This window comes from Cupriavidus sp. GW823-FHT07B10 (assembly GCF_058794355.1).
Map to the genome: position 1 here is coordinate 53,980 of NZ_JBXAGS010000026.1, position 23,600 is coordinate 77,579.

General features: G+C 61.5%; 27 protein-coding genes. 5 read left to right on the forward strand and 22 right to left on the reverse strand.

What is annotated here, in order from left to right; genetic code table 11:
• Positions 1 to 101 precede the first annotated feature (101 nt).
• Positions 102 to 551 carry an HU family DNA-binding protein gene (locus AC1Q6V_RS32295; protein ID WP_439673153.1) on the forward strand — a complete coding sequence of 150 codons (450 nt, stop codon included), beginning with the start codon at positions 102 to 104 and terminating at the stop codon, positions 549 to 551.
• A gap of 129 nt (positions 552 to 680) precedes the next feature.
• Here AC1Q6V_RS32295 and AC1Q6V_RS32300 read toward each other — a convergent pair whose 3' ends face one another.
• From AC1Q6V_RS32300 to AC1Q6V_RS32325, 6 genes are all read right to left on the reverse strand, one after another.
• A complete protein-coding gene (locus AC1Q6V_RS32300) occupies positions 681 to 878 on the reverse strand; it encodes a cell division protein ZapA (RefSeq protein ID WP_439673152.1) in 198 nt (65 codons plus the stop codon).
• Between the two features lie 9 nt (positions 879 to 887).
• Complete coding sequence (locus tag AC1Q6V_RS32305; RefSeq protein WP_439673151.1) at positions 888 to 1,166, reverse strand: hypothetical protein; 279 nt, start codon at positions 1,164 to 1,166, stop codon at positions 888 to 890.
• A gap of 149 nt (positions 1,167 to 1,315) precedes the next feature.
• On the reverse strand, positions 1,316 to 1,498 hold the full coding sequence (locus AC1Q6V_RS32310; protein ID WP_439673150.1) for a hypothetical protein: 183 nt from the start codon (positions 1,496 to 1,498) through the stop codon (positions 1,316 to 1,318).
• A gap of 107 nt (positions 1,499 to 1,605) precedes the next feature.
• Complete coding sequence (locus AC1Q6V_RS32315; protein ID WP_492344727.1) at positions 1,606 to 2,205, reverse strand: histidine phosphatase family protein; 600 nt, start codon at positions 2,203 to 2,205, stop codon at positions 1,606 to 1,608.
• The gene (locus AC1Q6V_RS32320) at positions 2,180 to 4,504 is read right to left on the reverse strand and encodes an SMC family ATPase (protein WP_439673148.1); all 2,325 of its coding nucleotides are present in this window, start codon (positions 4,502 to 4,504) and stop codon (positions 2,180 to 2,182) included. The genes AC1Q6V_RS32315 and AC1Q6V_RS32320 overlap by 26 nt, the downstream gene beginning before the upstream one ends.
• On the reverse strand, positions 4,492 to 5,007 hold the full coding sequence (locus AC1Q6V_RS32325; protein WP_439673147.1) for a hypothetical protein: 516 nt from the start codon (positions 5,005 to 5,007) through the stop codon (positions 4,492 to 4,494). The genes AC1Q6V_RS32320 and AC1Q6V_RS32325 overlap by 13 nt, the downstream gene beginning before the upstream one ends.
• Before the next feature lie 765 nt (positions 5,008 to 5,772).
• On the opposite strand from AC1Q6V_RS32325, the gene ltrA reads away from it, so the two are divergent.
• On the forward strand, positions 5,773 to 7,497 hold the full coding sequence (gene ltrA, locus AC1Q6V_RS32330; protein WP_439673146.1) for a group II intron reverse transcriptase/maturase: 1,725 nt from the start codon (positions 5,773 to 5,775) through the stop codon (positions 7,495 to 7,497).
• 103 nt (positions 7,498 to 7,600) lie between these two features.
• On the opposite strand, the gene AC1Q6V_RS32335 is transcribed toward ltrA, so the two are convergent.
• Both AC1Q6V_RS32335 and AC1Q6V_RS32340 read right to left on the reverse strand, forming a co-directional pair.
• Positions 7,601 to 9,064, reverse strand: coding sequence for a metallophosphoesterase family protein (locus AC1Q6V_RS32335; protein ID WP_439673145.1), 1,464 nt, complete (start codon positions 9,062 to 9,064; stop codon positions 7,601 to 7,603).
• Between the two features lie 92 nt (positions 9,065 to 9,156).
• A complete protein-coding gene (locus tag AC1Q6V_RS32340; protein WP_439673144.1) occupies positions 9,157 to 10,446 on the reverse strand; it encodes a recombination directionality factor in 1,290 nt (429 codons plus the stop codon).
• Positions 10,447 to 11,233: 787 nt separating this feature from the next.
• On the opposite strand from AC1Q6V_RS32340, the gene AC1Q6V_RS32345 reads away from it, so the two are divergent.
• The 3 genes from AC1Q6V_RS32345 to AC1Q6V_RS32355 are packed head-to-tail and all read left to right on the forward strand — an operon-like array spanning position 11,234 to position 12,859.
• Positions 11,234 to 11,800, forward strand: a complete 567-nt coding sequence (locus AC1Q6V_RS32345) for a hypothetical protein (protein WP_439673143.1) — start codon at positions 11,234 to 11,236, stop codon at positions 11,798 to 11,800.
• On the forward strand, positions 11,787 to 12,443 hold the full coding sequence (locus tag AC1Q6V_RS32350) for a hypothetical protein (RefSeq protein ID WP_439673142.1): 657 nt from the start codon (positions 11,787 to 11,789) through the stop codon (positions 12,441 to 12,443). The genes AC1Q6V_RS32345 and AC1Q6V_RS32350 overlap by 14 nt, the downstream gene beginning before the upstream one ends.
• A 5-nt stretch (positions 12,444 to 12,448) precedes the next feature.
• Positions 12,449 to 12,859 (forward strand): polymer-forming cytoskeletal protein, encoded by a 411-nt coding sequence (locus AC1Q6V_RS32355; RefSeq protein ID WP_439673141.1) that lies wholly within the window; start codon positions 12,449 to 12,451, stop codon positions 12,857 to 12,859.
• A gap of 87 nt (positions 12,860 to 12,946) precedes the next feature.
• Here the strand turns inward: AC1Q6V_RS32355 and AC1Q6V_RS32360 are convergent, their stop codons facing one another.
• The 14 genes from AC1Q6V_RS32360 to AC1Q6V_RS32425 form a co-directional block, all read right to left on the reverse strand.
• Entirely contained in the window at positions 12,947 to 13,321 is a 375-nt protein-coding gene (locus AC1Q6V_RS32360; RefSeq protein ID WP_492344726.1) for a hypothetical protein, read from the reverse strand.
• 265 nt (positions 13,322 to 13,586) lie between these two features.
• Entirely contained in the window at positions 13,587 to 14,555 is a 969-nt protein-coding gene (locus AC1Q6V_RS32365) for a DUF932 domain-containing protein (RefSeq protein WP_439673139.1), read from the reverse strand.
• A gap of 462 nt (positions 14,556 to 15,017) precedes the next feature.
• Positions 15,018 to 16,574 carry a hypothetical protein gene (locus tag AC1Q6V_RS32370; protein WP_492344725.1) on the reverse strand — a complete coding sequence of 519 codons (1,557 nt, stop codon included), beginning with the start codon at positions 16,572 to 16,574 and terminating at the stop codon, positions 15,018 to 15,020.
• Between the two features lie 67 nt (positions 16,575 to 16,641).
• Complete coding sequence (locus tag AC1Q6V_RS32375; RefSeq protein ID WP_492344724.1) at positions 16,642 to 17,034, reverse strand: hypothetical protein; 393 nt, start codon at positions 17,032 to 17,034, stop codon at positions 16,642 to 16,644.
• Between the two features lie 262 nt (positions 17,035 to 17,296).
• Positions 17,297 to 17,767 (reverse strand): hypothetical protein, encoded by a 471-nt coding sequence (locus tag AC1Q6V_RS32380; protein WP_492344723.1) that lies wholly within the window; start codon positions 17,765 to 17,767, stop codon positions 17,297 to 17,299.
• A gap of 12 nt (positions 17,768 to 17,779) precedes the next feature.
• Entirely contained in the window at positions 17,780 to 18,163 is a 384-nt protein-coding gene (locus AC1Q6V_RS32385; protein WP_492344722.1) for a hypothetical protein, read from the reverse strand.
• A 170-nt stretch (positions 18,164 to 18,333) separates the two neighbouring features.
• Positions 18,334 to 18,711: a hypothetical protein gene (locus tag AC1Q6V_RS32390; RefSeq protein ID WP_492344721.1), complete on the reverse strand. Its 378-nt coding sequence runs from the start codon at positions 18,709 to 18,711 to the stop codon at positions 18,334 to 18,336.
• A 109-nt stretch (positions 18,712 to 18,820) separates the two neighbouring features.
• Positions 18,821 to 19,294 (reverse strand): outer membrane lipoprotein, encoded by a 474-nt coding sequence (locus AC1Q6V_RS32395; RefSeq protein WP_492344720.1) that lies wholly within the window; start codon positions 19,292 to 19,294, stop codon positions 18,821 to 18,823.
• Positions 19,295 to 19,488: 194 nt separating this feature from the next.
• Positions 19,489 to 19,818 (reverse strand): hypothetical protein, encoded by a 330-nt coding sequence (locus tag AC1Q6V_RS32400; protein WP_492344719.1) that lies wholly within the window; start codon positions 19,816 to 19,818, stop codon positions 19,489 to 19,491.
• 148 nt (positions 19,819 to 19,966) lie between these two features.
• Entirely contained in the window at positions 19,967 to 20,770 is an 804-nt protein-coding gene (locus tag AC1Q6V_RS32405) for a PRTRC system ThiF family protein (protein ID WP_439673131.1), read from the reverse strand.
• The gene (locus AC1Q6V_RS32410) at positions 20,767 to 21,408 is read right to left on the reverse strand and encodes a PRTRC system protein A (protein ID WP_439673130.1); all 642 of its coding nucleotides are present in this window, start codon (positions 21,406 to 21,408) and stop codon (positions 20,767 to 20,769) included. The genes AC1Q6V_RS32405 and AC1Q6V_RS32410 overlap by 4 nt, the downstream gene beginning before the upstream one ends.
• Positions 21,405 to 22,130 (reverse strand): PRTRC system protein B, encoded by a 726-nt coding sequence (locus tag AC1Q6V_RS32415; protein ID WP_492344718.1) that lies wholly within the window; start codon positions 22,128 to 22,130, stop codon positions 21,405 to 21,407. Before AC1Q6V_RS32415 ends, AC1Q6V_RS32410 begins: the two co-directional genes overlap by 4 nt.
• Positions 22,131 to 22,139: 9 nt before the next feature.
• A complete protein-coding gene (locus AC1Q6V_RS32420) occupies positions 22,140 to 23,279 on the reverse strand; it encodes a PRTRC system protein F (protein ID WP_492344717.1) in 1,140 nt (379 codons plus the stop codon).
• 90 nt (positions 23,280 to 23,369) lie between these two features.
• Positions 23,370 to 23,594, reverse strand: a complete 225-nt coding sequence (locus tag AC1Q6V_RS32425; protein ID WP_439673127.1) for a PRTRC system protein C — start codon at positions 23,592 to 23,594, stop codon at positions 23,370 to 23,372.
• Between the last annotated feature and the right edge of the window lie 6 nt (positions 23,595 to 23,600).

A 23,600-nucleotide genomic window follows, 5' to 3' on the forward strand; every position in this document is an offset into this window, starting at 1 on the left:
TCGCGTTAAACCTCTTGCGCAGGCTGCCGGTTTTGCTATTCTTCGCCGGTGCGCCCGTGTAAATCGCCATCGGGCGCGCATTTTTCTAACCAGACACGACCATGGCCACGAAAGCGAAACCCGTAGCAAAGACTGCAACGAAGACCGCAGCGAAGAAGGCTGCTCCGGCGAAGAAGGCCGCCCCCGCCAAGAAGGCGGCTCCTGCCAAGAAGGCTGCCGCGACTGCTCCGGTCGCCAAGCCGCTGAAGGACACGTTCAACAAGTCGAGCCTCCTCGCCCACCTGGTCGCCCAGACCGAGCTGGACAAGAAGACCGTCCAAACCGTCCTGGCCCACCTGGAAAACACCATCGTGAGCGCGATTCACAAGAAGGGCGCCGGTGAATTCACCTTCCCCGGCCTGTTTAAGGTGTCGGCCATCCAGGTCCCGGCCACGAAGAAGCGCTTCGGAAAAAATCCGTTCACGGGCCAGGACCAGTGGTTCGCAGCCAAGCCCGCATCGGTCAAGGTGAAGGTCCGCCCGATGAAGAAGCTGAAGGACGCCGCGATGTAATCGCACCTGGCTCCCACGAGCCAAAAGAAAATGCCCCGAAGTCCTTGCGGATCTCGGGGCTTTTTACATTGGCTCTAGAAGAGAGCGTGCTGAGGCGTAGCAACTTACCACCACGCCAACTTGGAAGTGCTACAGATCGGCGAGATAGGCGATTGCGCATCCGCCGTCCGTGCCGGCCAGGCGTTGGCCCTCGCGGCAGACGGAGAAATCAACTACCTTGCGTTCGATCTCGTTGGCCAACTCGCGCAACTGCTGCGCGGCTTCGGCGGGACCGGCCGTCCTCTGCAACGCTGCGCCACCAATATCAATGTCGACAATGAGGTGCATGATCCGTCCTCACGCGGTAACCGCTTGCGGTACCAGCTTGCGCAAGGCCTTCTGGTTGGTGTCGATGTAGGTTCGCATGCCGTCCAGCCTTACGGCCAGCTGATGGCCGAAGCACGCAGCAGCATCGGGAGACACTTCAACCTCCTGGGCTGACGCAAATGCCGCCAGCACCTTGGTCCGGTCAACGTCGGCACCAATCCAGCCGAAAACTTTGAAAAACGTGTGCACCTTCTTACCGCGAGGCAGCAACTTTGCGGCGTGTTCCGCCGAAATCATGATCTTTGACATGGCTTGAAATATGTAGGCTTGCGAGCAAGAGCCCGCAAGGGATTGGTAGGGAGAATGCGCTTAAGCGTCCGTAAAGGCGCCACCGCCCGCACGCCTGATCGCGGCTCGAACCTCAAAGACTTCGCAGGCTCGTTCCGACGGTTCATGGCTTACCTTGCAGCGAGAATGTCCAGCACGAGATCGGCAATGTTCGAGACGCTTTCGCCCGTTGCATCCCATTCGGCCAACTTGGCCCCGTGCGTCTCGACGTATAGGTAGGCTGCGGCGGGCACGTTGCGGAAATCGCGCAGCGCGTCGAGCTCGGCCTTCACAGCCGTTTGAATATGGTTCATGACTTAGCTCCAGCCCGGCGTCGCGCGAGACGATGCCCGGCAGGTATCGGATTTGACTGCAAGGACTGCCGTGCCCGAAAGGCGAGATTGAAAGGGCATGCAAAACCTCACGCACCTTCGTCTTTAGACATCATTGCGATCTCGCAAAGCGCATAGCGGGCAAACATCTCCTGAAATGCCACCTTCTGCTCGCCAGAGAAGAAGACGCCGGCCACATCTCCATAATCCAGTTTCAACTGCGTCTGGACGGCCAGGCACGCAGCATTGAGCGCATCGTCGACCAGATTAGTCACCAGCAATGCGTTGCGCTCGGCGCTATTCGCCAGCCACTTCGCCAATGCATCCTGCACTCGGTTGGCGGCTTCGCAGAAGATCTCAGCGTCGGCTGCGGTCTCACGTGGAAACAAGCTACGCCACTGTCCGTCTTCATCGCACAGCCCGCCAAACTCGTTGGCGTCGACATAGTCGTGCAGTGCGGCGAACTCGGTGATGGTTGGCGGAATCCGGCCCGCGGCAATCTCTCGGTGGATTTGTTGCGTGCCAAGCTCGATAGAAGCGGCTACAAGCCGCTCCTGGTCCTCACTGAGAATAGGGTTGTTCGAGGTCATAGTTGGGGTCAGAATAGAAAAGCCCGCTCCCCTGTCGGAGATGCGGGCGTGTTGAATGATTGGAATTGCGGCCTTACTGGGCCGCGAGGGCAGCGACATCGATGACGCCGTCAGCCTCGTCGACCAGGTCCGGCGTTTGCGAGATGAAGAACTCTCGCTCGTAGCCGCCCAGTCGCAGCACCTCGCGCTTCATTTTCATGAAGGCACGCTTGCGCTCCGGATCCAAGGGACCATCGGCCTCGTCGGTAAAGAGAGTCTGGAACGGTTGCTGCGCGTCCTGCGCCCGGTATAGGGCGATTCCGCGGGTCAGACACTCGTTGATCCACACCTTCTGCCCACCTGACATCACGGAGAAATCCTTCGTGCTGTCGTTGTCGGCGTCAATCACATCGATGGCAAAGCCTTCCCGCTTCTCGCCGTTGGCCAGCTCGGTCAGCGTCTGGATCGCGATGGTGAATCGCGGTCCGTAGCAGGCCAGCAGCAAGTCATTGACGATTTGCGTGATGGCCGGGCCCGCGTCATCGATGGACAACGCGATCACGCCATCGTTGCCCAGGCCCTTTGCCAACAGCTTCCATTGCGCGATCTGGTCAGACAGCGCTTGCGCCTTGGCCTCTGCCGCCGGCAAGCCGGCAAGCTCGACATCCAGGCGCTCGCGCTCGGCCACCAGCGTGCTCTCCTGCCGAATCAGTGCTTCGATTCGGCCGGCGATGGCAGCGCCAGCCTCCCGGCTGGCAGCGATCTGGCGGTCCATCTGGGCCAGCATGCCGGTCACATCCTCCGTGGCCAGCGTTGCCAGTTCCCTGCGCACCGCTTCGAGCTGGGCCTGCACATCCGCAACATCCCGCTTGTGGCGGTCTGCGCGGCCGGCTTCCTCCTCAGCCAAGGCTGTCAGATCACGATCGGCCTGCGCCAGCCCTTCTCGCGCGGTGTCCAGCATGGGCTTCCTGGCCGCCAGGGCCGTGAGACGCTGCAGCGACTGTTGATCACGTTCCAAGTCGGCCCGCAGCGCCGCGAAGTCACTCCGCGCTTGGGTGCGCGCCGCAAGCGAGTCCTGCATCGCCTGCGCCTGCGCCTGCTTCTTGCGATAGCTGTCGCGAAGCGCCTCGACCGTCACGGCCTGCTCACTGAGACCGACCTTGGCATTTCGGGCTTGCGCCAGCAACGGGCAGGTGGCGTGCATCGGGTCGTCCCGGCAAGGAACCGTCTCGATGACATCAGCCTGCAGCTTCAGCGACTTGAGCAGCTGCGCCGCCGAGGCGCCGCGCTGCTCCAGCCCCTTGAGCTCGGAACTCAGCGCCGCGTGCTCGACCTGCACCGCATCGAGCTTCTCCACAGTCGCCTGCTGGTTGGCCAGTTCCACCTGCTTCCGGCCAATGGCAAGTTGCAAGGCATCCCGCTCGCCGGCAGCCGATTCGATGGCCGGGGCCTCCGCCAGCACAGCGCGGTGGTTTGCCGCGCTCCGGTCCAGATCGCGCCGGCGCGCCGCAGCACGGCCGGCAGCCGCCTGTTCGTCACTGGTCAGCAATGCCGCACGCCGATCCAACTCGCCCTTGCGCTGGTTCAATTCCCGCAACCGCGCTTCGGTACCGGCATTGGCCTCCTGCTTCGCAGCCAGCGTCGCGCGCTCCTGCATCAGCTTGGCACCCTTGGCTGCTTCCGCGTCCCGGGCCTCGCGCTGGGCATCCAGGCTTTCGCCCACCTGCCAGATCTCCTTCGCAACCACCGCGGCCCGATCGCGCTTTCCCGTGAGGGTCAACACGTCGCGCTGCAGAGTGTCCAGCGAGCGGGTGAGCAGCTTGGCAACCTCCCCAGCTTTCGCGGACAGGTCGCGCAGATGGTCGATCCCGAGCAGTTCGGCGAGCAGCTTCTTGATCTCGCCAGCCTGGTAGCTGGCGAGCGGCCGCCGGTTCTGGGCAGAGAACACACTGGTGAAGAACGCCTCGGGAGACCCAAGCACGGCTTCCAGACACCGGTTGTAGGTGTCCGCCTTGCCGTCCGACAGTGTGCCGTCAGCCAACTGCAGCGGCTTCCAGTCACCTCCAGCGTCCGTTACGAACAGGTAGTACTCGGCCTTGCGGCTCTTGCCAGGATTGCGGAACGCGAACGCGGAGCGATACGTCTTGCCACCATGCTCCCACTCCAAATCCTTCTCGGCGCGCGGGGCGCAGAGATGGTCCCAGTACGAGAACGCGTCGGCCGACATCTTGCTCGCGTGGCTCGGCATGATGGGAAATGGGTGCAGGTTGTCCATGATCGTGGTCTTGCCGGCCCCGTTGGGGCCGACCAGCGCGATCAGGCCGCCCGGCAGCGTCGTCAGGTCCAACGTGACGCTATCGCGCTTCATGCCATCACGGACGCCATAGAATCCGGTGAGCATCAGTTTCAGTGGACGCATTCGGACACCTCCGTACCGTTGAAGGAGTGGAGGTAGTCAGACGGGACTTCCATGGCGTTGTCGTCGAACACCGGCATCTCGGCAACGACAGGAGCCTCGCGTTCCGGCTTGCCAGCGATGGCGCGTTCCAGGGAGCGTCGCGCTGCGGCAAATTCGCAGGCGGCCATCTTGAGCACCGCTGGCCAGTCCTCAAAGCCGGTGATGGCCCTGAGTTCAAGTTGGCTCCACTGGGAAGCCACACCGTTGGACACTGACCAGATCAGGTCCTGCAGCTCCTTGGAAGGGGCCACAGCAAAGAAGGTGTTTCGGCCGACCTCACCGAGCGCCAGGACCAGCATGTGACCGCGTTTGGCGATCACGGTACCGCGGCCTTGGCCGAACGGCTCGTACAGCATGCATTGCGTAAAGTCATGGGCGTCGGCCAGGCGCTTGGCCATCACCGAGCGGTCCATGCAGGTTTCTTCAACGAACAGCCAGTCGGGACCGGCGTGGTACAGAATCATGATGCACTCCTGGAAAAGGACGGAATGCGCCCCAGACGGGAAGCACCCGTCTGGGTAGATAGAAAGAGGATGGATACTGCGAGGTCGATGCGTCGAGGACGCGTGGTAAAACCGGGTTTCGACAGCCGCAAGGGCTGTCGGAACATGGCTTCCATGGTGCGACATGAAGTCGCGTACTTAATTGTTTTAGCTAGAGATAGCGATGAAACCCGCCGTTCCGCCGGCGGTAGCCTACCGGTGCATGCGCAGCTAGTAATGGCTGGGTGTGAAGCCACCGGGACAATGTAGTCTGACCATTTGGTCGGCGACGTTTCGCGAGAAAAGTCGCCTCCTGCTAGCGTCAAGGCGGGAGGAAGCTAGGCTGGACGGTATGACCAACTTAGGTGAACTGCTGTTTAAACATCGTTACATGTGACAAGCCAAAGGCGCTGACAGGCTTGAACCAAAAGGTATGTGGTCGGATGTTTCTGTCATAGATAGGAACACGCGGACAACAAGACCACCGGTGGAAAGGCAGGGTCTAACCCGTTCTCGTTAAGTACGCGGAACATGGTAAGCCCGTATCTGTGCCATCAGGCAGGCGAACCGCGAGGAACGTTGTTACAGGTGCGGGTAAAGGAGCGCCGAGAAAGCGAATGCGGCCCTGTAATCGGGTCGATAGGTGTTGAGCGGACACGCAATATCACACTACGCGAAAGCGGGCAGACTTCGGCGTGGTCTTTCTTGACAAGACAGATTGACAAACCTTTTTAGGAAGGAGAGCAGATGATGGCAAAAGCAGTATGCGCTGGTGCGCCTTCCGGCAGACTCGATCACTGGCACGACATAAGATGGGCCGGTTGTGTCGGGAACGTCAGACGGTTGCAATCACGCATTGTCAAGGCTACGAAGAAAGGGCGCTGGGGTAAGGTGAAAGCCTTGCAATGGCTACTGACCCACTCGTTCAGCGGCAAAGCAGTCGCCGTGCGACGAGTGACTGAAAACCACGGCAAGAAAACGGCCGGGGTGGACGGCATCATATGGTCCACCCCCGACGATAAACGCCGCGCGATAGACTCATTGAACCGTCGCGGCTATGCCCCGCAACCGTTGCGCAGAATATACATACCAAAACGCAGCGGTACCCAGAAATTGCGTCCACTCGGCATTCCGTGCATGCGTGACAGGGCGATGCAGGCCTTACACCTGCTAGCCTTGGAACCAGTGTCGGAAACTTTGGCGGATACAAACTCCTATGGATTTCGGAGAGACCGGTCCACAGCGGATGCTATTGAGCAATGCTTCAAGGTACTTTCCAAGAAGAATGCCCCGCAGTGGATCCTGGAGGGCGACATCAAAGCCTGCTTCGACGAAATCTCCCATTCATGGTTGGCCGCTCACGTTCCCACGGACAAGGTGGTTCTCCAGAAATGGCTGGACGCGGGGTACCTTGAGAAGCAGCAATACTTTCTGACAACTGCCGGCACGCCGCAAGGCGGAATCATATCGCCGGCGTTGGCCAACTGGGCACTCGATGGACTCCAGCGCAAGCTGGAAGCTACCCTCGGCGATCGTCGCTATATCGGGGGCGAACGCATCAGGCTCAAGGTCAACTTTGTGCGATACGCGGACGACTTCGTGATCACAGGCCACTCGAAAGAGTTTCTGGAAACCGAGGTCAAGCCTCTGGTCGAAGCCTTTCTGCGGGAGCGTGGATTAACGCTATCCCAAGAAAAGACCAAGATCACGCACATCTCAGAAGGTTTCGACTTCTTGGGGCAGAACGTTCGCAAGTACAAGAATGGCAAGCTTTTCATCAAGCCGTCGAAGGCGAACGTTCAACGCTTTCTGGAGAAGGTACGCTCAGTCATCAAGGATAACGCTACGGCAACGCAGTTGAATCTGATCCGCCAGTTGAATCCAATCATCACCGGCTGGGCTACCTACCATCGTCACATCGTCGCGAAGGACACCTACGGCACAGTCGACTCTTACATCTGGGAAGCACTCTGGAAGTGGAGCCGCCGTAGACACTCTAGGAAGCGCAAAACATGGATCAAGGCGAAGTACTTCCACAGCATTGCCGCCAGAACCTGGATCTTCGGAACATACTCCGAAGAGAATGGACATGATAGCGAGCATCGCCTAATCCGTTTGGCCAAGGCATCCGACATTCAAATCCGCAGGCACGTCAAGATCCAAGATGCAGCAAATCCCTTTGATCCGCAGTGGGAAAGGTATTTCGAAGATCGACAAGGTCTAAAAATGTTGCACGCGCTGAAAGGTCGAGGAAGCCTTATCCGGCTGTGGCTGGATCAAGACAAATCATGCGGACTATGTCGACAGAGAATCACGACGGACACAGGGTGGGATGTCCACCACATAGTACGTCGCGTCGATGGCGGGCCTAGCACGTTGGCTAACCTAGTCATGCTGCATCCCAACTGCCATCGTCAAGTCCACAGCCGTGGTCTGACTGTATCGAAGCCGGCTCCATTCTCGGGGCTTTGAAGGGCTTGAGCGGAGTGCGATGAAAGTCGCCCGCTCCGTTCTTAGGGGGCCGCGGTGCAGTAACGCACCGCGGCTACCCGACTTCTAAGGGTTGGGCGTATCGCTACGCAAAAAGGTCGTCCGTCAGCCAGTCCATCGCTGGGGCGGCAACCGTCGACGATGGCAAGCCCGGTGTGGGATCCGCTTCCGTCTTCGAGACAGGCGGCACCGGAAGCACACCGACGTCGTCATCCAACTCCATGCCAACCAGCGCCGCTAGGACAGGTGGCGACACAGACTCGGGTGGGAGAACATCAGGTGCGGGCAGCACCGGATCAGCAACAAGACCCGCCACCACGCGATCGGCGATGGACTGCGCATCAAGCGTTTCGAGCATCGAGAGGCTGTCCATGAGCGGATTGGCCTCAACACCCGTCAACTCACACCAGCGTCCGAGCTTCTCGGGCAATGTTGCGGCTCGGCTGATGCCTTCGGCACGACTGCGAACCGCCGGGAGCACCCGGGCTTCGAGCTTCACCTCGGCACTGGCGCCAAATAGAGCCGTGATGGCCTCCCGGTCCACAAGCTGGCGATGCTCCTCGTTGACCGTCCAACGAATGCGCACGAACTTGTCGGCAGCATCGGTGGCCATCTCGGTCAGCTGCGCCATATCCGGCGGGCCGTCGATGTCGATGCAGACGGTCTGGCGCGCCGGTGTCGCGACCAGCGAGGCTTCGGCTCGACCGGGAGCAATCTGCCACCGCAGGTAGCCCTTTTCTCCGATCTCACCATAATGGAAACGCCCGATGGAGCCCGGATAGGCCACCACCCTCCCCTCCTGTGCCCATTGCTGGGCGCGGTGAATGTGCCCAAGCATGAAGGCATCACAGTCGGCATCGAACAGCGCACCAATGGTGAATTCGTGGTCGAATCCGGCCATCGGCACCCCGTGCTCGGTCTGGCACCCGTTGACGGTCCCGTGGGATACGCCGATCGTGCGCGCGCCCCGCGATCGCCATTGGCGATTAACAGTGCCCGCCGCCTTCAGATAGTCGGCCAGGTGATCGCCAACTGCCGTGGCTGCGCTCGCCACGCCGGCCGCGGCCGCCCGCACAGCCTTGTTGACCGTCGGCACACAGGTGAAAACCACCTCCGGTATGCCGTGCTGTGCTACCAGCACGTCGATCTCGGCGGTGTCAAAGACCGGCCCCGCCGACGGCACGAACCGTCCGGCGCATAGCGCAACCTGATGGATGCGATCCGCGACATAGACCGGGTACTGTGCGCCGATGAGGCGAAACAGGTCCAGCGTGCCCGGGGGCTCGTGGCTATACGTGCCTTGCAGCATCAAAACGGGCATGCACGCCGTCAGTTGGTGAACGCGGCGTGCCAACGTAGAGAGCGCCGGCGTGTGCGCATCCAGGCGGTGGTCGGTGGAATCTCCCGACACCACGCCAAGCTGACAGCCGCCAGCAATTGCATCATCGACCGCAAAGCCGAAACAGCGATCGGCCTCTGCCAGGTGGCCAGGGGAATAGTGCAGATCCGAGAAATGCGCGACAAGCAGGCTGTCGCCTTCATTGTGCATGGTATGACCTCCAAGGGAATGTGCCGGCGTGCGGCAGAAAAGGAAAAGGGAAGCCATATGGCGTCCCTAAACATGCCGGCACGAGGCTGGCGTTACGGTGCGACTTCGGCAGCGAGCGCGGCAACCTGTTCGCGGAACCCGAGCGGATTGGTCAACGCTGTGCGCATTTCGCCAAGCAGCTGGCGAACGTCCTGGTCGCGCTTGGTCCAGCCGCGCCCGAAAGTGGCAGACGCGTAGATGCGGAACTGTGCCCGGCCCTCCTGATTGGCCAGGCCCAGACGCGCCATCAGATCCTCGAACTGACTTTCCAGGTCATCGCCGTCACCGGGCACTTGATGAGCAGCATGGGCATCAGCAACCTCCGACTGCTGCGGCGGTTCATCGCCCGGCAGCGGCATCTGCTCCGCTGGATGCAACTCGTCTTCCAGCGCTGCAACCGCCTGTGTCGCCATCTCGAGTGCCGGCGCACGACGGTCCGACCCGTCCAAAAGGGCAGCGATATCGATCTCGGCGTCCAGCGTGATGAGCCATTGCATCTGGCGCACCGCCCTGCCGCTATCATCGATACGGCTGATCTCCACCTCCTGCTTCGCCATCCAGAACTTGACGCCCACCAGCCTGCCGCGCGCCAACGCAACGGTCTGCATGGCGGCGTGAGCCTTCTGCAGGACGTAAATTGAGGTTGTCGGCAATTCGATGAGGCCCAGGCCGGAAATGCTCGGCAGCGCAAAAAAGAAACTGGCTGACAGGTTGCAATTGCCATCCTGGTACTGCGGGCATATGTGCGGATCGCAGATGCCGTCCGGGATATCGTCGTCTTGGCGCAGGATGATGGTGCGACCGCCCCAAGTCCGTTTCGCCCGATTTGCGCGAGCGTCGCGCACGGGGGGTGCGTACATCTTGCAGTAGCGCCTGCCGTCCCGCCCATACTCCGAGAAGAACTGGCGGCCGCTCTGCGTCCATGCAACGAGCTGATTGGGCATATTGCTCAGCCAGTCGTCGAACGCGAAGATGACCGGGAAGCGCCAAAGACGGAAGCCGTTGCCGTCGCCACGATCCTCACCGTAGCGCTGCACGATCTCCTCCGCCACAGCCGGGTTAGCGAAGTCAGAGCCGCGGCAAGTGAACCACGGCACATTCTTCGGAACAAGGGGCGTTTTGATGCCGGTTGCCCGGGATATCTCCAGCCCCATGCGCTCGAAGCTCTCTCCCTGGGCCAACATCCGGTCATGGATCTTGATGGCTTCAGGCTTCTCGCGTGCGGCCTTGGTCAGGACCTTGATGCCGGGCCGGATCTTGCCAATGATCGGTGGCCGCGTGGGCCGCTCCTCTAGCAGGCTCCGGCGTTCGCCAGGTTCGCTGTAGGTGATGGGTGCATGCATGGTACGTCCTTTCTCCTGTCAGGAAAATGAACGACGTCGGCCCGGATGGACGCAGCATGCTCCCGAAGGCGCTGGGCTGTGTCGGCCCCGCGCTGGGTCGTTGCGGCAATGAGAAGGCCTGACGCGCAGGCTTCCGGAAGACTGGCCGCACGAAAGGTGCGCCAGAAACAAAAAAGCCCGCTCCGGATTGCGCCGGCAGCGAGCTTTGGTATCAGAACCTGCAATGCCACGCCCCTTCCGGGGGCGTGGCACTGAGGGAGCGGCGCACAGTTGTGCGCTGCTCGATGCTGAGGACGTAAAGTCGTCCTCGTGCAGCATGGTCACGCTGCACAGCAACCCATTTCGCGAACCCACAGGTTCGGCCGCAGGTTCACGGATCGGCTCGACGGCTGCCGTTCTGCCCGGGAGGGGCCTTTGAGAGAGAGCTCCACATGATCCCGGGCTCGAACGGTGTCCATCGCGTGCACTCACAAGGAGGCACCGCGAGAACGCGTATTACGAGCTGATGATGAGGGAAGTGTTCGGCGAAAACACTTAGCACAAGGAATATCCACACTGGTAGCCAACCAGTCGGCGCGTGCGCATATGCACGACTTGAAGCAGAAGATGGACTCGCCAGGAGTCAGGGTCGATGCGTCAGTGACGCGAGGTGTGAATGCATTGTGGCACAAAAGTCCGTGGCAAAGAATGCGAAAGCTCGCCAATTTGCCATAGCTTTCAAAGTCATCGGGTGGCCCGTTGTGTCAGACAATTTCACTCTGAGAGAGCGTCCGAAACACATGAAAAAATGGCCGAACAAGATCCACCCAAGATATCTGCCAGTGGGCTCAAGCCCATTGAGCGACATAATAGCGAAGAACGTCTCAGCCGCCTCACGCCGACGACGGCTTCCGCCACCCTCCACGCCTACTGCTCAAAGTTCGCGCGCGACTTCCTGGATGCCCATTTTTACTACGCTTCGTCCAAGTTCGTCGTGGCGCGTGGCGGCAAGGTCAAGGCGCTAGACGAAGCATTCCGCGACGCGGAAGATTGGTATGGCAGTGCACTGAACTGGCTGTCGAAGACCGATCAGGTCGAGATTCCCCTCTTCTATGAGGAGAAAGAGGTCAAGGTCTCGCATTCCTTCGCCGGCCGGCTGCTCAGATTGCTGATGCAGTTCGACCGGATCTTCGTGGAGACCCTCTACAGCCAGGAATGCGGGTCAATCTCCGCGGACCAGCGCACCACGACCATTCAGATCGCCGCAAAGCGCATCACCGCGATCCACCAACTGTGCATCCCGGATACCGACAAGTTCGACCCCGACGGCACACTGATTTCCTCTCACAGGAGCTCCCCCGATGGACATGCGTGACATCGAGCAGCTGCATGCTCAATACGTCCAACCACCCATCACAATCGACATCTCTGCGGGAGTCGCGTCGACGGCGCCGCATCTTGGCTATAGCGGCACTTCCTCCGCCCCAGCAAAGGCATCCACTCCCCCATTCCCGTTCGCGTTGCGCGTCAATCCCCGGCTGCTGTGGGGGCTTGGCTTCGTTGCCGCCGCGGCGTTCATGTTCGCCATTGGCACATCGATTGGGAAGCGGGAGTCGCGTGCCAGCAACGAGCCGGTGCAGCCGCTTCAGTCCGCTTCCGATGCTTCCGCTCGCACTCCAGCCGGCGACGACCAAGAATGGCCGCGCAAGCGCGACAGCGTTCCCGCAGCGGAAGCGGCCCAAAGCACTGTATCGCCAGTATCTGCCGAGCCCGTAGTGGCGCCGGCCTCCGCAGCATCTGTCACAGTGCCTACAGAGCAAACGCGGGAGCGATCACCGGCGGAGCCGAAGGCGGAGACAGTGAAGCGATCCGCTGCGCCTCCTGCACCTGCGCCGGCGAAGGCAGCAACCGTCCCCGCTACTGCCAAGACTGCACAGCAGCTACCGATTAGCGCCGCGCCGTCGCGAACCACTGCGTCGCAGCATGCCAACGCCCCCACCGACATCAAGATGTTCTGAGCGCCATGGAAAATCCTCCCATCTTCAGCGTGCTGCGTGCCGGCATGAGCATCCACGGCGACATTGTTTCGGACCATGGCTTTACCTGCCTGGCGCTGGTCACCGGCAATGTCGGCGCGTCCCGAGGCCTACTGCATATCGCGGCAGGCGGCGTGGTGCACGGCAACGTCGATGGCGAGCACGTCATCGTGGACGGCGTGGTCGAGGGCGATGTCGTCGGTCGGGCCTCGTTGCTGATCAACGGCAGAGTGAAGGGCCGAATCATCTACGCGGGCACTATCCGCCTGGGCCCGAATGCCGCGCTGGACGGCACCATCACGCGTATCCAGTCGGTCGGCTACGCACCATCCCCACAAAAGGAGGGTGTGACCGTCGCTAACTCTGCCGCCGAAGCGTTGGAGCCAGCGAGCAGTTGAGGAACATGTTCCTTCCAGGAATTCGAAAAGCTCGGTTCCACACCCTCTCTTTCGAAAGCAAAAAGCCCGGCATTCCGCCGGGCTTTTTTAGTACATGCGTCGCAGCGTCATCAGCTCCGCCTGCGTGAAAACGTCAGGGAACGCGACCCAGTGATAGTCCACGCCGCTGGCGGGATCGCGAAACGACACATACGGAAAGTCATTGACCAACTGCATTCTGAAGATGCGCCCGCTTCCGTCCTTGCCGCGCACTTCGTACACGGCCCCATGTACTAGATCGAATACAACCCTTCCCCGCTTTAGCGTCACCGAGGATGCGAGTCCTTGCACATATCGCTGGTCCATCCAAGCGTCATACTCCACCTGGACTGCCTGCTGCCTGACCAAACTCTGCCACTCATCAAAGAGTTCACGAAAGCGCTCCTTGGGGAAATGCGCCACATCAATTGGCTGCCATTGCATTAGTCGCTCCGCGACTCGTTGCCCCTCACTCCCGATCGTGTTACGACAGACATTGCGGCCAGGAAGCGCAGGTCTCTTCGCGCCAGCGGTCCGGAACAGCCATCGAGGGTATCGCGAATAGAAATCAATCAGCATCATTGGCAACGAGCAAAAAAAAAAGCCCCGGGCCGATAGCCGGGGCTTTGGTGGACCTAAAACGACTACTTCCATGCCAAACATCGGCATGGAGAGTCGTTCGCTTTAGGGCTAGACAATTACTATCTCGTCATGCAATGAGCTCAATTGCGGCGTCCCAAGCGCGCTGCTTGAGTGCCGCGCCGGCACCGAACCACGCCGAATCCAGCCGATTGCCCGCATTGCGCGCTCGCTGCTGGTGATCGACGTACTCGGTGACGCTGTTCACCAGGCCCCAGGCAGTCCCGGCCGCCGATGCCAGCGTGGCGCCACGACCGTTGCCCTCGAAGAGATTGAGCACAGCCTTCAGGCCGCGCTCGTTCACCTTGTCGGGACCGTCAGAATCCGGCTTCGTCCACGGGTACGTGAACAGTCGCTGGAAGAAGCGTTCCGATTCGACCTGACTCACCTTGCGGTCAGCCAGTTCGTGCATGCGCACCATGAAGCCATCCCACGACGAGATGGCGATGCCCAGCTCTTCCTTGACGGCGCGCGGGTCGAACTGGCTGCGGTGCGGCACCTTGACGGCACCGCGATTGCGGCCAAGTGCAATTTGCAGCGTGTTGTTGCAAACCACCCGCACCGACGTGAATTGGGCCGTGGTGGCCAAGGTGCCATCGCAAGCCGTGGCCAGCAGCAGGTAGCCGCGGACCTCGTCGACGCCAGCGATCTTGGTCGATTGCCCCGTGCGCGCGAGCGCCCAGAGCTTGCGACCCTCCTTGAGCACACCTGCCGTTTCAAGCTGGTATCCACCGACCTCTGTCAGGTCGCGGTAGAAGTCGAGGATCTCCGAGGGCTGGACGACCTGGTACCGCTTCGACACCGTTGCCAGCGGCTTCTTGGTATCCGAGCGGAACAGCACCTTCTGTTGAGGGAAAGAATGAAGCGGATCGAGATCGTGGGAGCCGGCGCGATACATCACGTCGGTTTCCTCGATTCGCCAGTTCATGCCGGCGGCGTCTGCCCACACTTCGAGCGGCTGATTGCTTTCGAGCTGGTTGCCCAGGCCGTGCCACGGGGTAGCGCCGACATAAGCCATGGTTTGAACGAGATGAGACATGGGATTGCTCCTGAGAATGGGAGAGCGCGAGCACGGCCTCAAGGCCGGTCGCAGGAAAGGAATGGGAATGATCAGAAATCGCAGCGAGCAGGATTGCGCGCGTGCGGGGGGAAGACATGGCGTTTCCCGTGGCCGCGCAAAGCGGGGCCGGGGCGACGCGCCATCACGGCTACAGCAAAGGTTGGAGGTGCATGTGGGCAAGGGGTGAGGCCCACAAGAGACGCCCCCACAGGGATCGTCCCTGTGGGGAGTTGCAATGGATGGCCGGCAGGCCGGCTTAGTCGATGCGTCGCAGACGCGGGTAAAACTCTGTTGGGACTGAAATGCTTCAGTGCGAACAGAGCTTTGTGTGTAGTGCAAAGGCTAACGCAGTCGTCGCGCTCGCATGCACTCGAATGCTCAGCATATCCACGCGTGATTTGAAGAAGACGCCCCCGGCCGCGTGGCCGGGGGACAAAACAATCATGCGGCGAGCGCTAGGGGCACGGCGACCCGCGCCAGGCGAGCGCGCGCATAGTCGAGCGTTCCGTCCTTGGCGCGCAGCGGTCGGGAAGCCCGCTTCACGGGATCATGGATCAAGTAGCGTCGGGCGCTACCGCGTGGCTCATCGATGAGCTGGGAGAAGCCCGCGTCAATGCAGAAGTCAACATACTCGCGCCCGCTCATCACCTGGCCGGTTTCGAGACGGTACTTGGCCGCCTCCGCCTGGCACATTGCATCCGCCAGTTCACGCTCGGCACGCTTCTGCGCTTTCTCGATGGCCTCGTGGGCCTCCCATTCGGCCTGTTCGGCTTCCGAGAATCCACACAACTCAAACAGCCGGCGGCGGCGGGTCATCGCTGGGCATTGGAGAACGTCGACACCAATTTCATCACGCAGGGCGCGCTTCGAATCCGTGTTCCAGTCCTTCGGCCCGTCAAAGATCTGCAGGACCGCCGCCACATTGCGCTGCATGACTGCGAGCGCAACGCGGTTCGGCCACTTATAGCCATAGGCTGCGCGGTAAGCTGCAGCGGCACAGGCCTGGCGATCGAACTCTCGTTGGCTGATTCTCCGCGCTTCCCGCTCGGCCCTGGCCTTGTCCATGCTCTCCTCAAACTGCCGTTGGCTGATCAGCGCGTGAATCCGCGCAGCCAGGCTCGTCGCCGGCTGCGCGTTCTCTGCCGTCGGCGACTTGGGCGTCGGGACCGTCCGCGGTGGCAGGATGCCAGCCACCAACAGGGCGTCGTCGACCTCCACGTCACAGGCGTCGCGCGGCACATGCCGGAGGGCGGCGAGCAGCTTGCCGACATTGTGGGGCGTGATCGCAAGCTTCTCGGCACGCATGGTCCGGCAAAGCGCCTGCAACACGCTCGCCGACAGGGCGCCCCGTAGCGCGGGTACCTCAATCAGCGGCTTCATCCAGAGGTCATGGCGGCCGTGGTGCGGGTTGTCGCGGTAGGTATTGACGATGCAATCCCGAACCTTCTCGCCACGCATCAGCGCATAGGCAACGTGCACCTCATGGCGGACATTGGGGCTCGCATCCGGGGCATACAACGGCCCGTTAGTGCCGTAGCCGAAACGGCGCACGAACTCGCCACAAACAAACTCAGCGATGTCGAGCGCTCCCTGCTCCTCGAAAAGGTCTGCGGTCTGGAAGAGCGGTCCCGCATCGGCCTGGGACATGTCGATGGCTTCGGCGGGGAAGTAAGCCAACCGGCCAGCGGCCACCACGGCGCCCCAGGATGCGCGGCTCATTTCGTGCGGGCGCAGGATTTTTCCACCTACGCGCACAATGAAGCGATCCACCTCGTCGAGGATCATCGTCAGAATGGCGCGCCGGGTGCCCGTCGGGCGCACCGCAATGTTGCCGGACGCAAGGCGCACTACCGGGATCGCCCCGCGCTCGATGTGACGCACGGAAATGTCTTCGATGCGCGGCAGCGCGCGGCCATCGCGAATCTCGTTGAGAAGCTGCAGCACGCCGGCGAGCGTCGTGCGATTCTCGGCCTGCTGGCCGATGTGAACAACGTACATGCTTGGCTCCGAGGGCGGAGCACGCCCCTTTCGGGGGACATGCCCCGAAAGGGTTGAAAGGAGGAAATTAGGCGAGCGCAGCTGCGCGGCGCACCGGCTTGGTTCGGCAAGCGACCACGCGTGCGGCAGCAACCTGCGACAGCAGGTCAGGATCCGCGATACGCCAGATTTCGCCCCGGCCGAGGCCGACCTGGTTCGACCGGCCGGTCTGAACGAACTTGCCGGTGCCCAGCAAGGCGGCCTTGAGCTCGGCCGGCAGGTTCCAGTCCGCCGAGGCGAGAATCTCGTCCTCGGCAAGATCGGCGTCCGGCACGTTCACCGACAGCGCCCCGTAGGGCATACCGTTGTCAGCGCAGACGAGTGAGAACGCCGCGCGTAGGTTGGTGGAATAGACACTGGGGTGCAGCAGCACGCCGGCGGGGTAGCTGGCTAAGCCAGCGCCGAAGATGGCTTCGTTCATGGGGCAACTCCTGCTTCGTGGGAGTCGCCCAACGGGACGACGCCCGTTTGGGTGTGGAAAATAAAAAACGCACCACAGGGGTGCGTTTAAACGGTGAGCCGACGAATCGGCTCCTGAAATTGGGTGGGCCCGGCTGGCGGCGACGGCGGTCAGCCGTTGCGATCCAGTTCCCTGAGCCTGCGCGCGCGGTCTGCGTTGCGAAGAACCCAAAGGAAAAAGCCAGCAATGCCCAATCCGACCACCAGTACGAATGGACCAAACATCACTTTTCTCCTTTCAAAAATGCAGCGCCGACGGCCAATAGTACCCCAGCGGCCACGGCGAGGCATAGACAGTTGAGGATCTCCGTCCCGGACCAGACCGACCGGCCCGCCGCGTAACCGACGAAGCCCACCAGTGCGGCGGCGGACAACGTGTGACAGTATCGGCCATAGGCCTGCAACTGATCCTTTGTTGGATCGCGAAATGCTTCCGCAATACGCTTGGACCACGGCTCGCTGATGGCGTGCTGCATGTCCAATCGGTAGCTCGCATCGGCGACGTGGAGCATAGGAACTGCTTCGCCCTTGTACTGCGCGACGATGGCATACCCCTCGCCGGCGTCCACAGCAGCCGAGACGCGCAATGCCATACGCTTGGGCAATTCAACGATCTCGTCCTTGTGCAGGGTCGCAAAGCCCGTGGTTTCCTCTCCCGAAGTCGAGGTGAAGGTGACCTTAATCAGCCGACTCATGCCTTGCTCCCCTCAACCACGCCGCCCGGCCACCACGCGGAGCGTGGAGACCAATTCGGCATAGCCTTGGTCGCTGGCCAGCGATTCAACGCTGACGACATTGTCACGGCCGCCGGTCAGATCGTTGCGGCCGCGGCATGTCCGGTAGGACATGAGCACGCCACCTTCGGCGCCTGCCGGGTGCTGGATTTCCACCAGTAGTGAATCGGTATGCAAAGCGAACACGTCAACGTCACGGCGACGCTGGCGGTGCTCCCGGATCGTGAAGTCACGCGGGCTCAACGCCATGTCACCTGCGAAACGGCGCAAGATTCGGCAAGCATCCCGGCGGATTGCCTGGCACGCTGCCGGATTGGTCGGTTGATGCCAACGGGTAAAGGATTTGGGAAGTTTCATGGAGGTCCTTGGATCAAGACGGGACATCCCTTCCCTGTGGGACGAGTGTCCCAGCTGGGTTGGTGATCCGGCCTATGCCGGACATGGGTCGATGCGTCGATGACGCGGGGGAAAGCGGCTTGCCGAAGCCTCAAGGTTTCGGTAAGCCCTCTCGGGCTTGTCAATTGAGATCAGGCTACGTCGAGCATCCTTGTGATGGCGAGGACGAGTTGCCAGCCATGACGTTGCGAAAGCGTCTTGGCAGTGATCAGCTTCTGCACCGTAGCTACCATGCGAGGCGCCTCGCCGGCACAGCCAATACGGTCAACGCATACAATCCAGCCCTCCGACTGGCCGCGATGCATGGACACGGCGAACCGCTCGCGAGCGCCCAGAACCGGCCATAGCCGACTCGTCTTGGGCCCAAACATGGCTTCGTTGTCATCGTTGGGGAAGTTGGCGGCATTCAGCCACTCGGGCTCCAACTCGGTACCACGAAGTCCGTCTTCGAGTTGTCGCACCACTTCGGCAACGGTCCTGCCCTCCGTGAGAACGAGCGCGAATTTCAATGGTACGTCTGCTAATGCGGGCATGGAATGCTCCGATGGACGCGGGGAGCCCCGCACGGGGACGCCGCGCGGGGAAGTTGAATAAAATGGGCCTTCGAACCGGAGACCGTTAGCGAGTGAGGCGGTAGCCGCCGGCACCCGAGACGAGATACAGTCGCTCGCCAGAGACGAACTGCTGATCCGCATCCTGGGTAACGACGACTTGGTGGCCACCGTCCGTGCGGACAATGACTTCCACGCCATCGCGGCGGCTCAACTGGTTCGCCGCCGTCTGTGCGATGACCGCCGAGACGGTGCCCGACAGGGCTCCGGCCAGGTAACGGCCATTGCCATCGCCGATGATGCGTGCGCCAAGCACTGCGCCAACGACGGCCCCGAGAACACCGGGTACGCCAGTGTGGGCCGACATAACGCCGTCCCTGTCGACAATCGCGACAGGACGAACCCTGACGACGGTGACAGCTTCAGCGCTACTCGTGCGCAGCGCTTCAGTCGCCCGGTAGGTATTAGGCGAAGTCGGCTGAGCAGCGCAGCCGGTGAAAACGGCGCAGCAAAGGAACAGCAGGAAGAAACGCTTGATCATGATGGCCTCAACGAAAATGGGGCCAACATGCCTACGGGCAGGAAGGCCCGTAGGTGGGAGAAAAGAGATGTCCGGCTATACAACCGGAAGTGTCGATGCGTCGGAGACGCGGTAGGTGCGGCTATGTTAGCAGCGTCGAGCGCATTTGTGGAGCCGATTCAACTCAGCGCAGACGGCGCCGTATCGCCTTCCAGTCAGCTGGATTCGGCGCGACGCCAACACCAACTGTCGCCAATCGCATACAGAACCAGTGATGCCCCGCCAACGCGATACGGCCTTCCCTGTATGGAGACTGCACCATACTCATCGGAGAGCAGGAATGATGAGTCCCTCGCTACAAACTCAAGGGTTGGCATCGATTTGCATAATTGCTGCGCAGATGCCAGCGTGAACAATGGCACCACGAAGCCGTTCCAACCGACACCGTTCCAGTAGGCATCAACGGTGAAGTCGTCTGGCAGCCAGTCGGCAGCTACCCTAACGGGTCGGTATTCGAGGGGGGCAAAGGCATGAAGGTCTTGCATGTGGTGTACTCCGATTCGTCCGGAAGAGAGCCACCTGGGCTGTGCCCCGGCGGGTCGATGACTGGTGGGGTCGAGCGTCACGTGGCGCCGCTGCCATGAACCCCATAAAATGAAAAATGCCATCCCCAAAACTTCGGGGATGGCGGGTTCAAGCGGCCTGGCGAGAGGCGCGGCTCGCGCGCTGCTTCGGCTCGGGCAGGTGATACCCGAATCGCGCCCAGGCCTGCGGGTCTACCGGCAGAGGATTCATACGTCCCACTGCCAGGTTCACGAACGCGCCGCAGTACTTCAGCGTGCCCGTGCGAAACAGCGTCCAGAGCAGGTTGTAGGCCTGCACCGCGATCGCCTGGTTGATGACCAGCGACTGCTTTTGCAGCGCCTCTGCCATCGAACAGGACGGCGCAGTGTCGGCCTTGTCCCCTTTCGGGTTTAGCAGCTCGGGGAACAGGTCGCCGACATGGGGCAAGCGCTGCGCCGCCTTGCCGCGCACTTGGCCGAGAATCACTTGACCACTGTCCGACTCGTTGCCGCAATCGAGATAGTAGCCACCTGTGCCGCGCTGCATCGCGCCAAGGATCGCCTTGCGGGCGGCCCGCGTATCGACGCAGCCAATCACCATGTCGCAGTTGAAGCGATCGCCTCGGCCGATCCGACGAGTCTGTCCTTCCCAGCGCGTCCCCATCAGGCTGTTCAGCCGGTTCACGATCAGCGTGGCCTTGTGCTGGCCCACATCGACGGGATAGAAGCCCTGACGACCGATATTGGTCTCGCTGACGGTGTCGTCATCGTAGACCGTGCAATCGATGCCGCCCGGGTGGCCCAGCTCCAGCATGGCGTGATGCAGCCGCGCCAGATTGGGTAGCAAGGCGCTGCCGGTGCCGCCGGCACCAACCACTGCCACCTTCCATGCACGCGCCGTCATGCTCGCGGGAATGCAATGCTCGAAGGTCATGCCAGCACCTCCTCGCGTGCCGCGGCGTACCAGTCTGCTGGGACCTTCTCCACCTGCTCGAAAATGCCTTTCGCACAGAGCCGCAGTGCCATCGAAGGCGTTGGCGCATCGCAGTTGCCCATCACGAACGCAAACTTCACGTCGTGGCGGTCGTCTTCATTGTCCGTCGGCGAGAACTTCGCGGTATGCCGACCGTGCGAGTGACAGTCGACTACCAGCGCCTCATCATTCGCGAGCGCGGGACGGTCGTACTTCAGATGACCACCGCTATGCTCCAGAATCCGCACGGAGACCAGCCGAAACGCCGCGGTTGCAGCATTCCAGACCACCCACCCGCCAGTTTCCTTGGGGTGTGCGGCGCGCGCCATCATGGCGAACTCGCCGATAAGGCTCGCCGGAATGCGGCCGCAGCGTAACTCGGTGGCTTCCGCCGCCTCGCCGTATGGAATCGCGGTGCGATGCTGGAAAGCGCCGAGATGGCGAACGACGCGCAGCCAGGGCCGGACGATCTCAAGGAACACGCCGTTGGCCGCGATGAGCAGGCGCTCGCCGGGCCGTTCCATGGGTGCGAGCGCTCCGAAGCGCGGCACCATCACAGAAGGAAACGATTGCTGCAGGGCAGCGTCAGCAGGATTCATGATGCTTTGTCCAGTTTGCCGGCGATCAGATCGGCCAGCTTGAGTTTCATGGGAACGAGGACCTGCTTGGGGTAGTCGGGAAACTTCCCGTCAAGCATGTCCTTCCAGAAGGCATAGGCGCCGCGCTCATATGTCACGCGTTTGCCGCCATGGTTGGGATGGGTGAAGGCCGAATTGAAGAACCCGGCTTCCCAGCCTGCAATGGATGCCACGTCAATCTGCTTGGGCACATGGGCTGAGCCGATGCAGATCTTCCCGTGGTCCCAGGTGTTGAAGTAAGGCGGCTCGCAAAGCTCGCTGGCCGGTACCGGACGCTCGTCCCCTCTCAGGGCGAAGACCCGGAACCCGGACTGCGATGCCTGGAACACAAGCGCGGGGTGTGGCACCACCGCGCTACGCTTGCCGAACTCCTTGCAGTCGAAGAACACGCGGCGCTGCGCCGCCGGACACCACCATGTCACCGCACTGGCGCTGATCGACAGCACGTTGGGCGTGAGGAACTCGCCCTTGGGGAGCGAGGCCTCCGCCACTTCACGGACTGCGTGGATCAACGCCATGCGGTTCAGCGGCGTGCCGGCGCCAATGACGGGGTGCCTGGAATCATCCGGCTCGATGCGATGGGCTGTGGCATAGGAGAACTGCCCTGGCCCCTGCCCATAAAGCAAAATGGCGCCTTGAAGCGCCACGTCGTGCGACCGCGTAGCGGTCAGGATTTCGGCCATGTGGCCCTCCTAGTCAGAAATAAGTGTGAGAACGCGATCGAGCGCCGAGATGGTCTTCAGCATGCCGTCCAGGTCTCTGAACTGCTGCCGGATCGCCACAGGCTCGCTCGCAATGGGGATGAAGCACTGGAACATGGTCGCGTCGCCGCTGCTATTGAGACCGTCATAGAGATCGTCGAGGACCTGCGTGACGTAGTCAGACTGCATATAGGCAAGCGTGGCCGCAGAATATGCCGGCTCCGCCCACTGTGATCCTGCAACGGCTGATCTGTCGCCTTGTCTCTTCAGGGTCAGGTTCAGTTCGGCCAGCGCGACGCACAGGTCTTTCACCCAACCATCGTGGGCGCGAGACAGTTCATAGAGCTTCCTGCTTCCGAATGCTCGTAGCTTGCTCGACGCGGGATAGCCGTGGCAGGCCGGCGGCAATACGTCATCCGGTGCGAGTTCCGGCCTCACCGCAGACGGCAGGTATCGCTCGATGTCGCCTTCATCCATGCCACAACTCTCGGCAAGGAACTCCCTGGCGTTCTTGTCGTCGGCCAGGGTGCTGTCGTACTCCCAGTGCCACCGTGCGAACAAGTCGAGCAGGGTTTCAGGGGTGCGCAGGAAGAGCGACTTTGCGCTTGCCGTATTGATCAGCGACATCGCGGTGTAGAGAAGATGCGGGTGTACCGCTCGCAGTGCGCTCGCTCGCGCTTCACCGATGAAGTAGACGTCGTCGCCGGGCATGTCGATGGCGAGATACAGCGGCGCCTCGATCTCGTCTTCCCAGCCGAATTGCATCAACTGATCCTTGGCAGCGCCGATGTCGATCAGCGAGAAGCTGAAGCTCAGTCGCTTGCACTCCGTGGTGCGGGCGCGCAGCCACGCAAACATGGCTTGGGCGAACGCATCGCCTGCGCCCGTTGGGTTCGATACATCGCTCGCACGCAGTACGCCGGTGGCGAACTGTGCACAGACAAGGTCCATCACATCGACCTCATCCCCGAAGGTGAGCAGAGCGCTATTCGGAACCCCAGCAGCGATGGCCGGCAGCGTCAGAAAATCATGGGCAGGTCGACGTCGGGCAATGGGATGCTGTCGCGCAGGCGTCCATGAGGGTTGTCCTGCATCGAGCTCTGGAACAAACGACCGAGGATCGAACAGCATTGTTGATTCTCCTCAGAATGTAAAAAAACCGCCCTTTCGGGCGGCTCCGTAGTGGTAGCGAACTGGCCGGTGGCCAGTGCTTTCATCAGGTCAGATTTGCGCATACGCGCCCTTGGCGCCGGCGGCGCGGACGAAGGTGAAGCTCGCGACGTCGCCCTTGACCTCCGGACCATCCACTGAGGCGGTGGTCAGCTCGGGATACTGGGCCGAATAGATGTCGCGCACCTGCTCTGGCGTGAACGCCGGACCAGGGTCCACAAGGGTCATGCCGTTGTAGGAGAACTGGCGCAGCAACTTCTTGATTTCGAGTGCCATGTCGGT

Coding starts and splice junctions, on each gene's coding strand:
- AC1Q6V_RS32405 (WP_439673131.1), bottom strand. CDS start 20,770: ATGACCTTCGAGCATTGCATTCCCGCGAGCATGACGGCGCGTGCATGG.
- AC1Q6V_RS32295 (WP_439673153.1), top strand. CDS start 102: ATGGCCACGAAAGCGAAACCCGTAGCAAAGACTGCAACGAAGACCGCA.
- AC1Q6V_RS32315 (WP_492344727.1), bottom strand. CDS start 2,205: ATGTCGCTGCCCTCGCGGCCCAGTAAGGCCGCAATTCCAATCATTCAA.
- AC1Q6V_RS32410 (WP_439673130.1), bottom strand. CDS start 21,408: ATGAATCCTGCTGACGCTGCCCTGCAGCAATCGTTTCCTTCTGTGATG.
- AC1Q6V_RS32320 (WP_439673148.1), bottom strand. CDS start 4,504: ATGCGTCCACTGAAACTGATGCTCACCGGATTCTATGGCGTCCGTGAT.
- AC1Q6V_RS32425 (WP_439673127.1), bottom strand. CDS start 23,594: ATGGCACTCGAAATCAAGAAGTTGCTGCGCCAGTTCTCCTACAACGGC.
- AC1Q6V_RS32325 (WP_439673147.1), bottom strand. CDS start 5,007: ATGATTCTGTACCACGCCGGTCCCGACTGGCTGTTCGTTGAAGAAACC.
- ltrA (WP_439673146.1), top strand. CDS start 5,773: ATGATGGCAAAAGCAGTATGCGCTGGTGCGCCTTCCGGCAGACTCGAT.
- AC1Q6V_RS32340 (WP_439673144.1), bottom strand. CDS start 10,446: ATGCATGCACCCATCACCTACAGCGAACCTGGCGAACGCCGGAGCCTG.
- AC1Q6V_RS32415 (WP_492344718.1), bottom strand. CDS start 22,130: ATGGCCGAAATCCTGACCGCTACGCGGTCGCACGACGTGGCGCTTCAA.
- AC1Q6V_RS32365 (WP_439673139.1), bottom strand. CDS start 14,555: ATGTCTCATCTCGTTCAAACCATGGCTTATGTCGGCGCTACCCCGTGG.
- AC1Q6V_RS32420 (WP_492344717.1), bottom strand. CDS start 23,279: ATGCTGTTCGATCCTCGGTCGTTTGTTCCAGAGCTCGATGCAGGACAA.
- AC1Q6V_RS32305 (WP_439673151.1), bottom strand. CDS start 1,166: ATGTCAAAGATCATGATTTCGGCGGAACACGCCGCAAAGTTGCTGCCT.
- AC1Q6V_RS32360 (WP_492344726.1), bottom strand. CDS start 13,321: ATGCAATGGCAGCCAATTGATGTGGCGCATTTCCCCAAGGAGCGCTTT.
- AC1Q6V_RS32345 (WP_439673143.1), top strand. CDS start 11,234: ATGGCCGAACAAGATCCACCCAAGATATCTGCCAGTGGGCTCAAGCCC.
- AC1Q6V_RS32355 (WP_439673141.1), top strand. CDS start 12,449: ATGGAAAATCCTCCCATCTTCAGCGTGCTGCGTGCCGGCATGAGCATC.
- AC1Q6V_RS32335 (WP_439673145.1), bottom strand. CDS start 9,064: ATGCACAATGAAGGCGACAGCCTGCTTGTCGCGCATTTCTCGGATCTG.
- AC1Q6V_RS32400 (WP_492344719.1), bottom strand. CDS start 19,818: ATGCAAGACCTTCATGCCTTTGCCCCCCTCGAATACCGACCCGTTAGG.
- AC1Q6V_RS32385 (WP_492344722.1), bottom strand. CDS start 18,163: ATGAAACTTCCCAAATCCTTTACCCGTTGGCATCAACCGACCAATCCG.
- AC1Q6V_RS32395 (WP_492344720.1), bottom strand. CDS start 19,294: ATGATCAAGCGTTTCTTCCTGCTGTTCCTTTGCTGCGCCGTTTTCACC.
- AC1Q6V_RS32370 (WP_492344725.1), bottom strand. CDS start 16,574: ATGTACGTTGTTCACATCGGCCAGCAGGCCGAGAATCGCACGACGCTC.
- AC1Q6V_RS32350 (WP_439673142.1), top strand. CDS start 11,787: ATGGACATGCGTGACATCGAGCAGCTGCATGCTCAATACGTCCAACCA.
- AC1Q6V_RS32375 (WP_492344724.1), bottom strand. CDS start 17,034: ATGAACGAAGCCATCTTCGGCGCTGGCTTAGCCAGCTACCCCGCCGGC.
- AC1Q6V_RS32310 (WP_439673150.1), bottom strand. CDS start 1,498: ATGAACCATATTCAAACGGCTGTGAAGGCCGAGCTCGACGCGCTGCGC.
- AC1Q6V_RS32380 (WP_492344723.1), bottom strand. CDS start 17,767: ATGAGTCGGCTGATTAAGGTCACCTTCACCTCGACTTCGGGAGAGGAA.
- AC1Q6V_RS32300 (WP_439673152.1), bottom strand. CDS start 878: ATGCACCTCATTGTCGACATTGATATTGGTGGCGCAGCGTTGCAGAGG.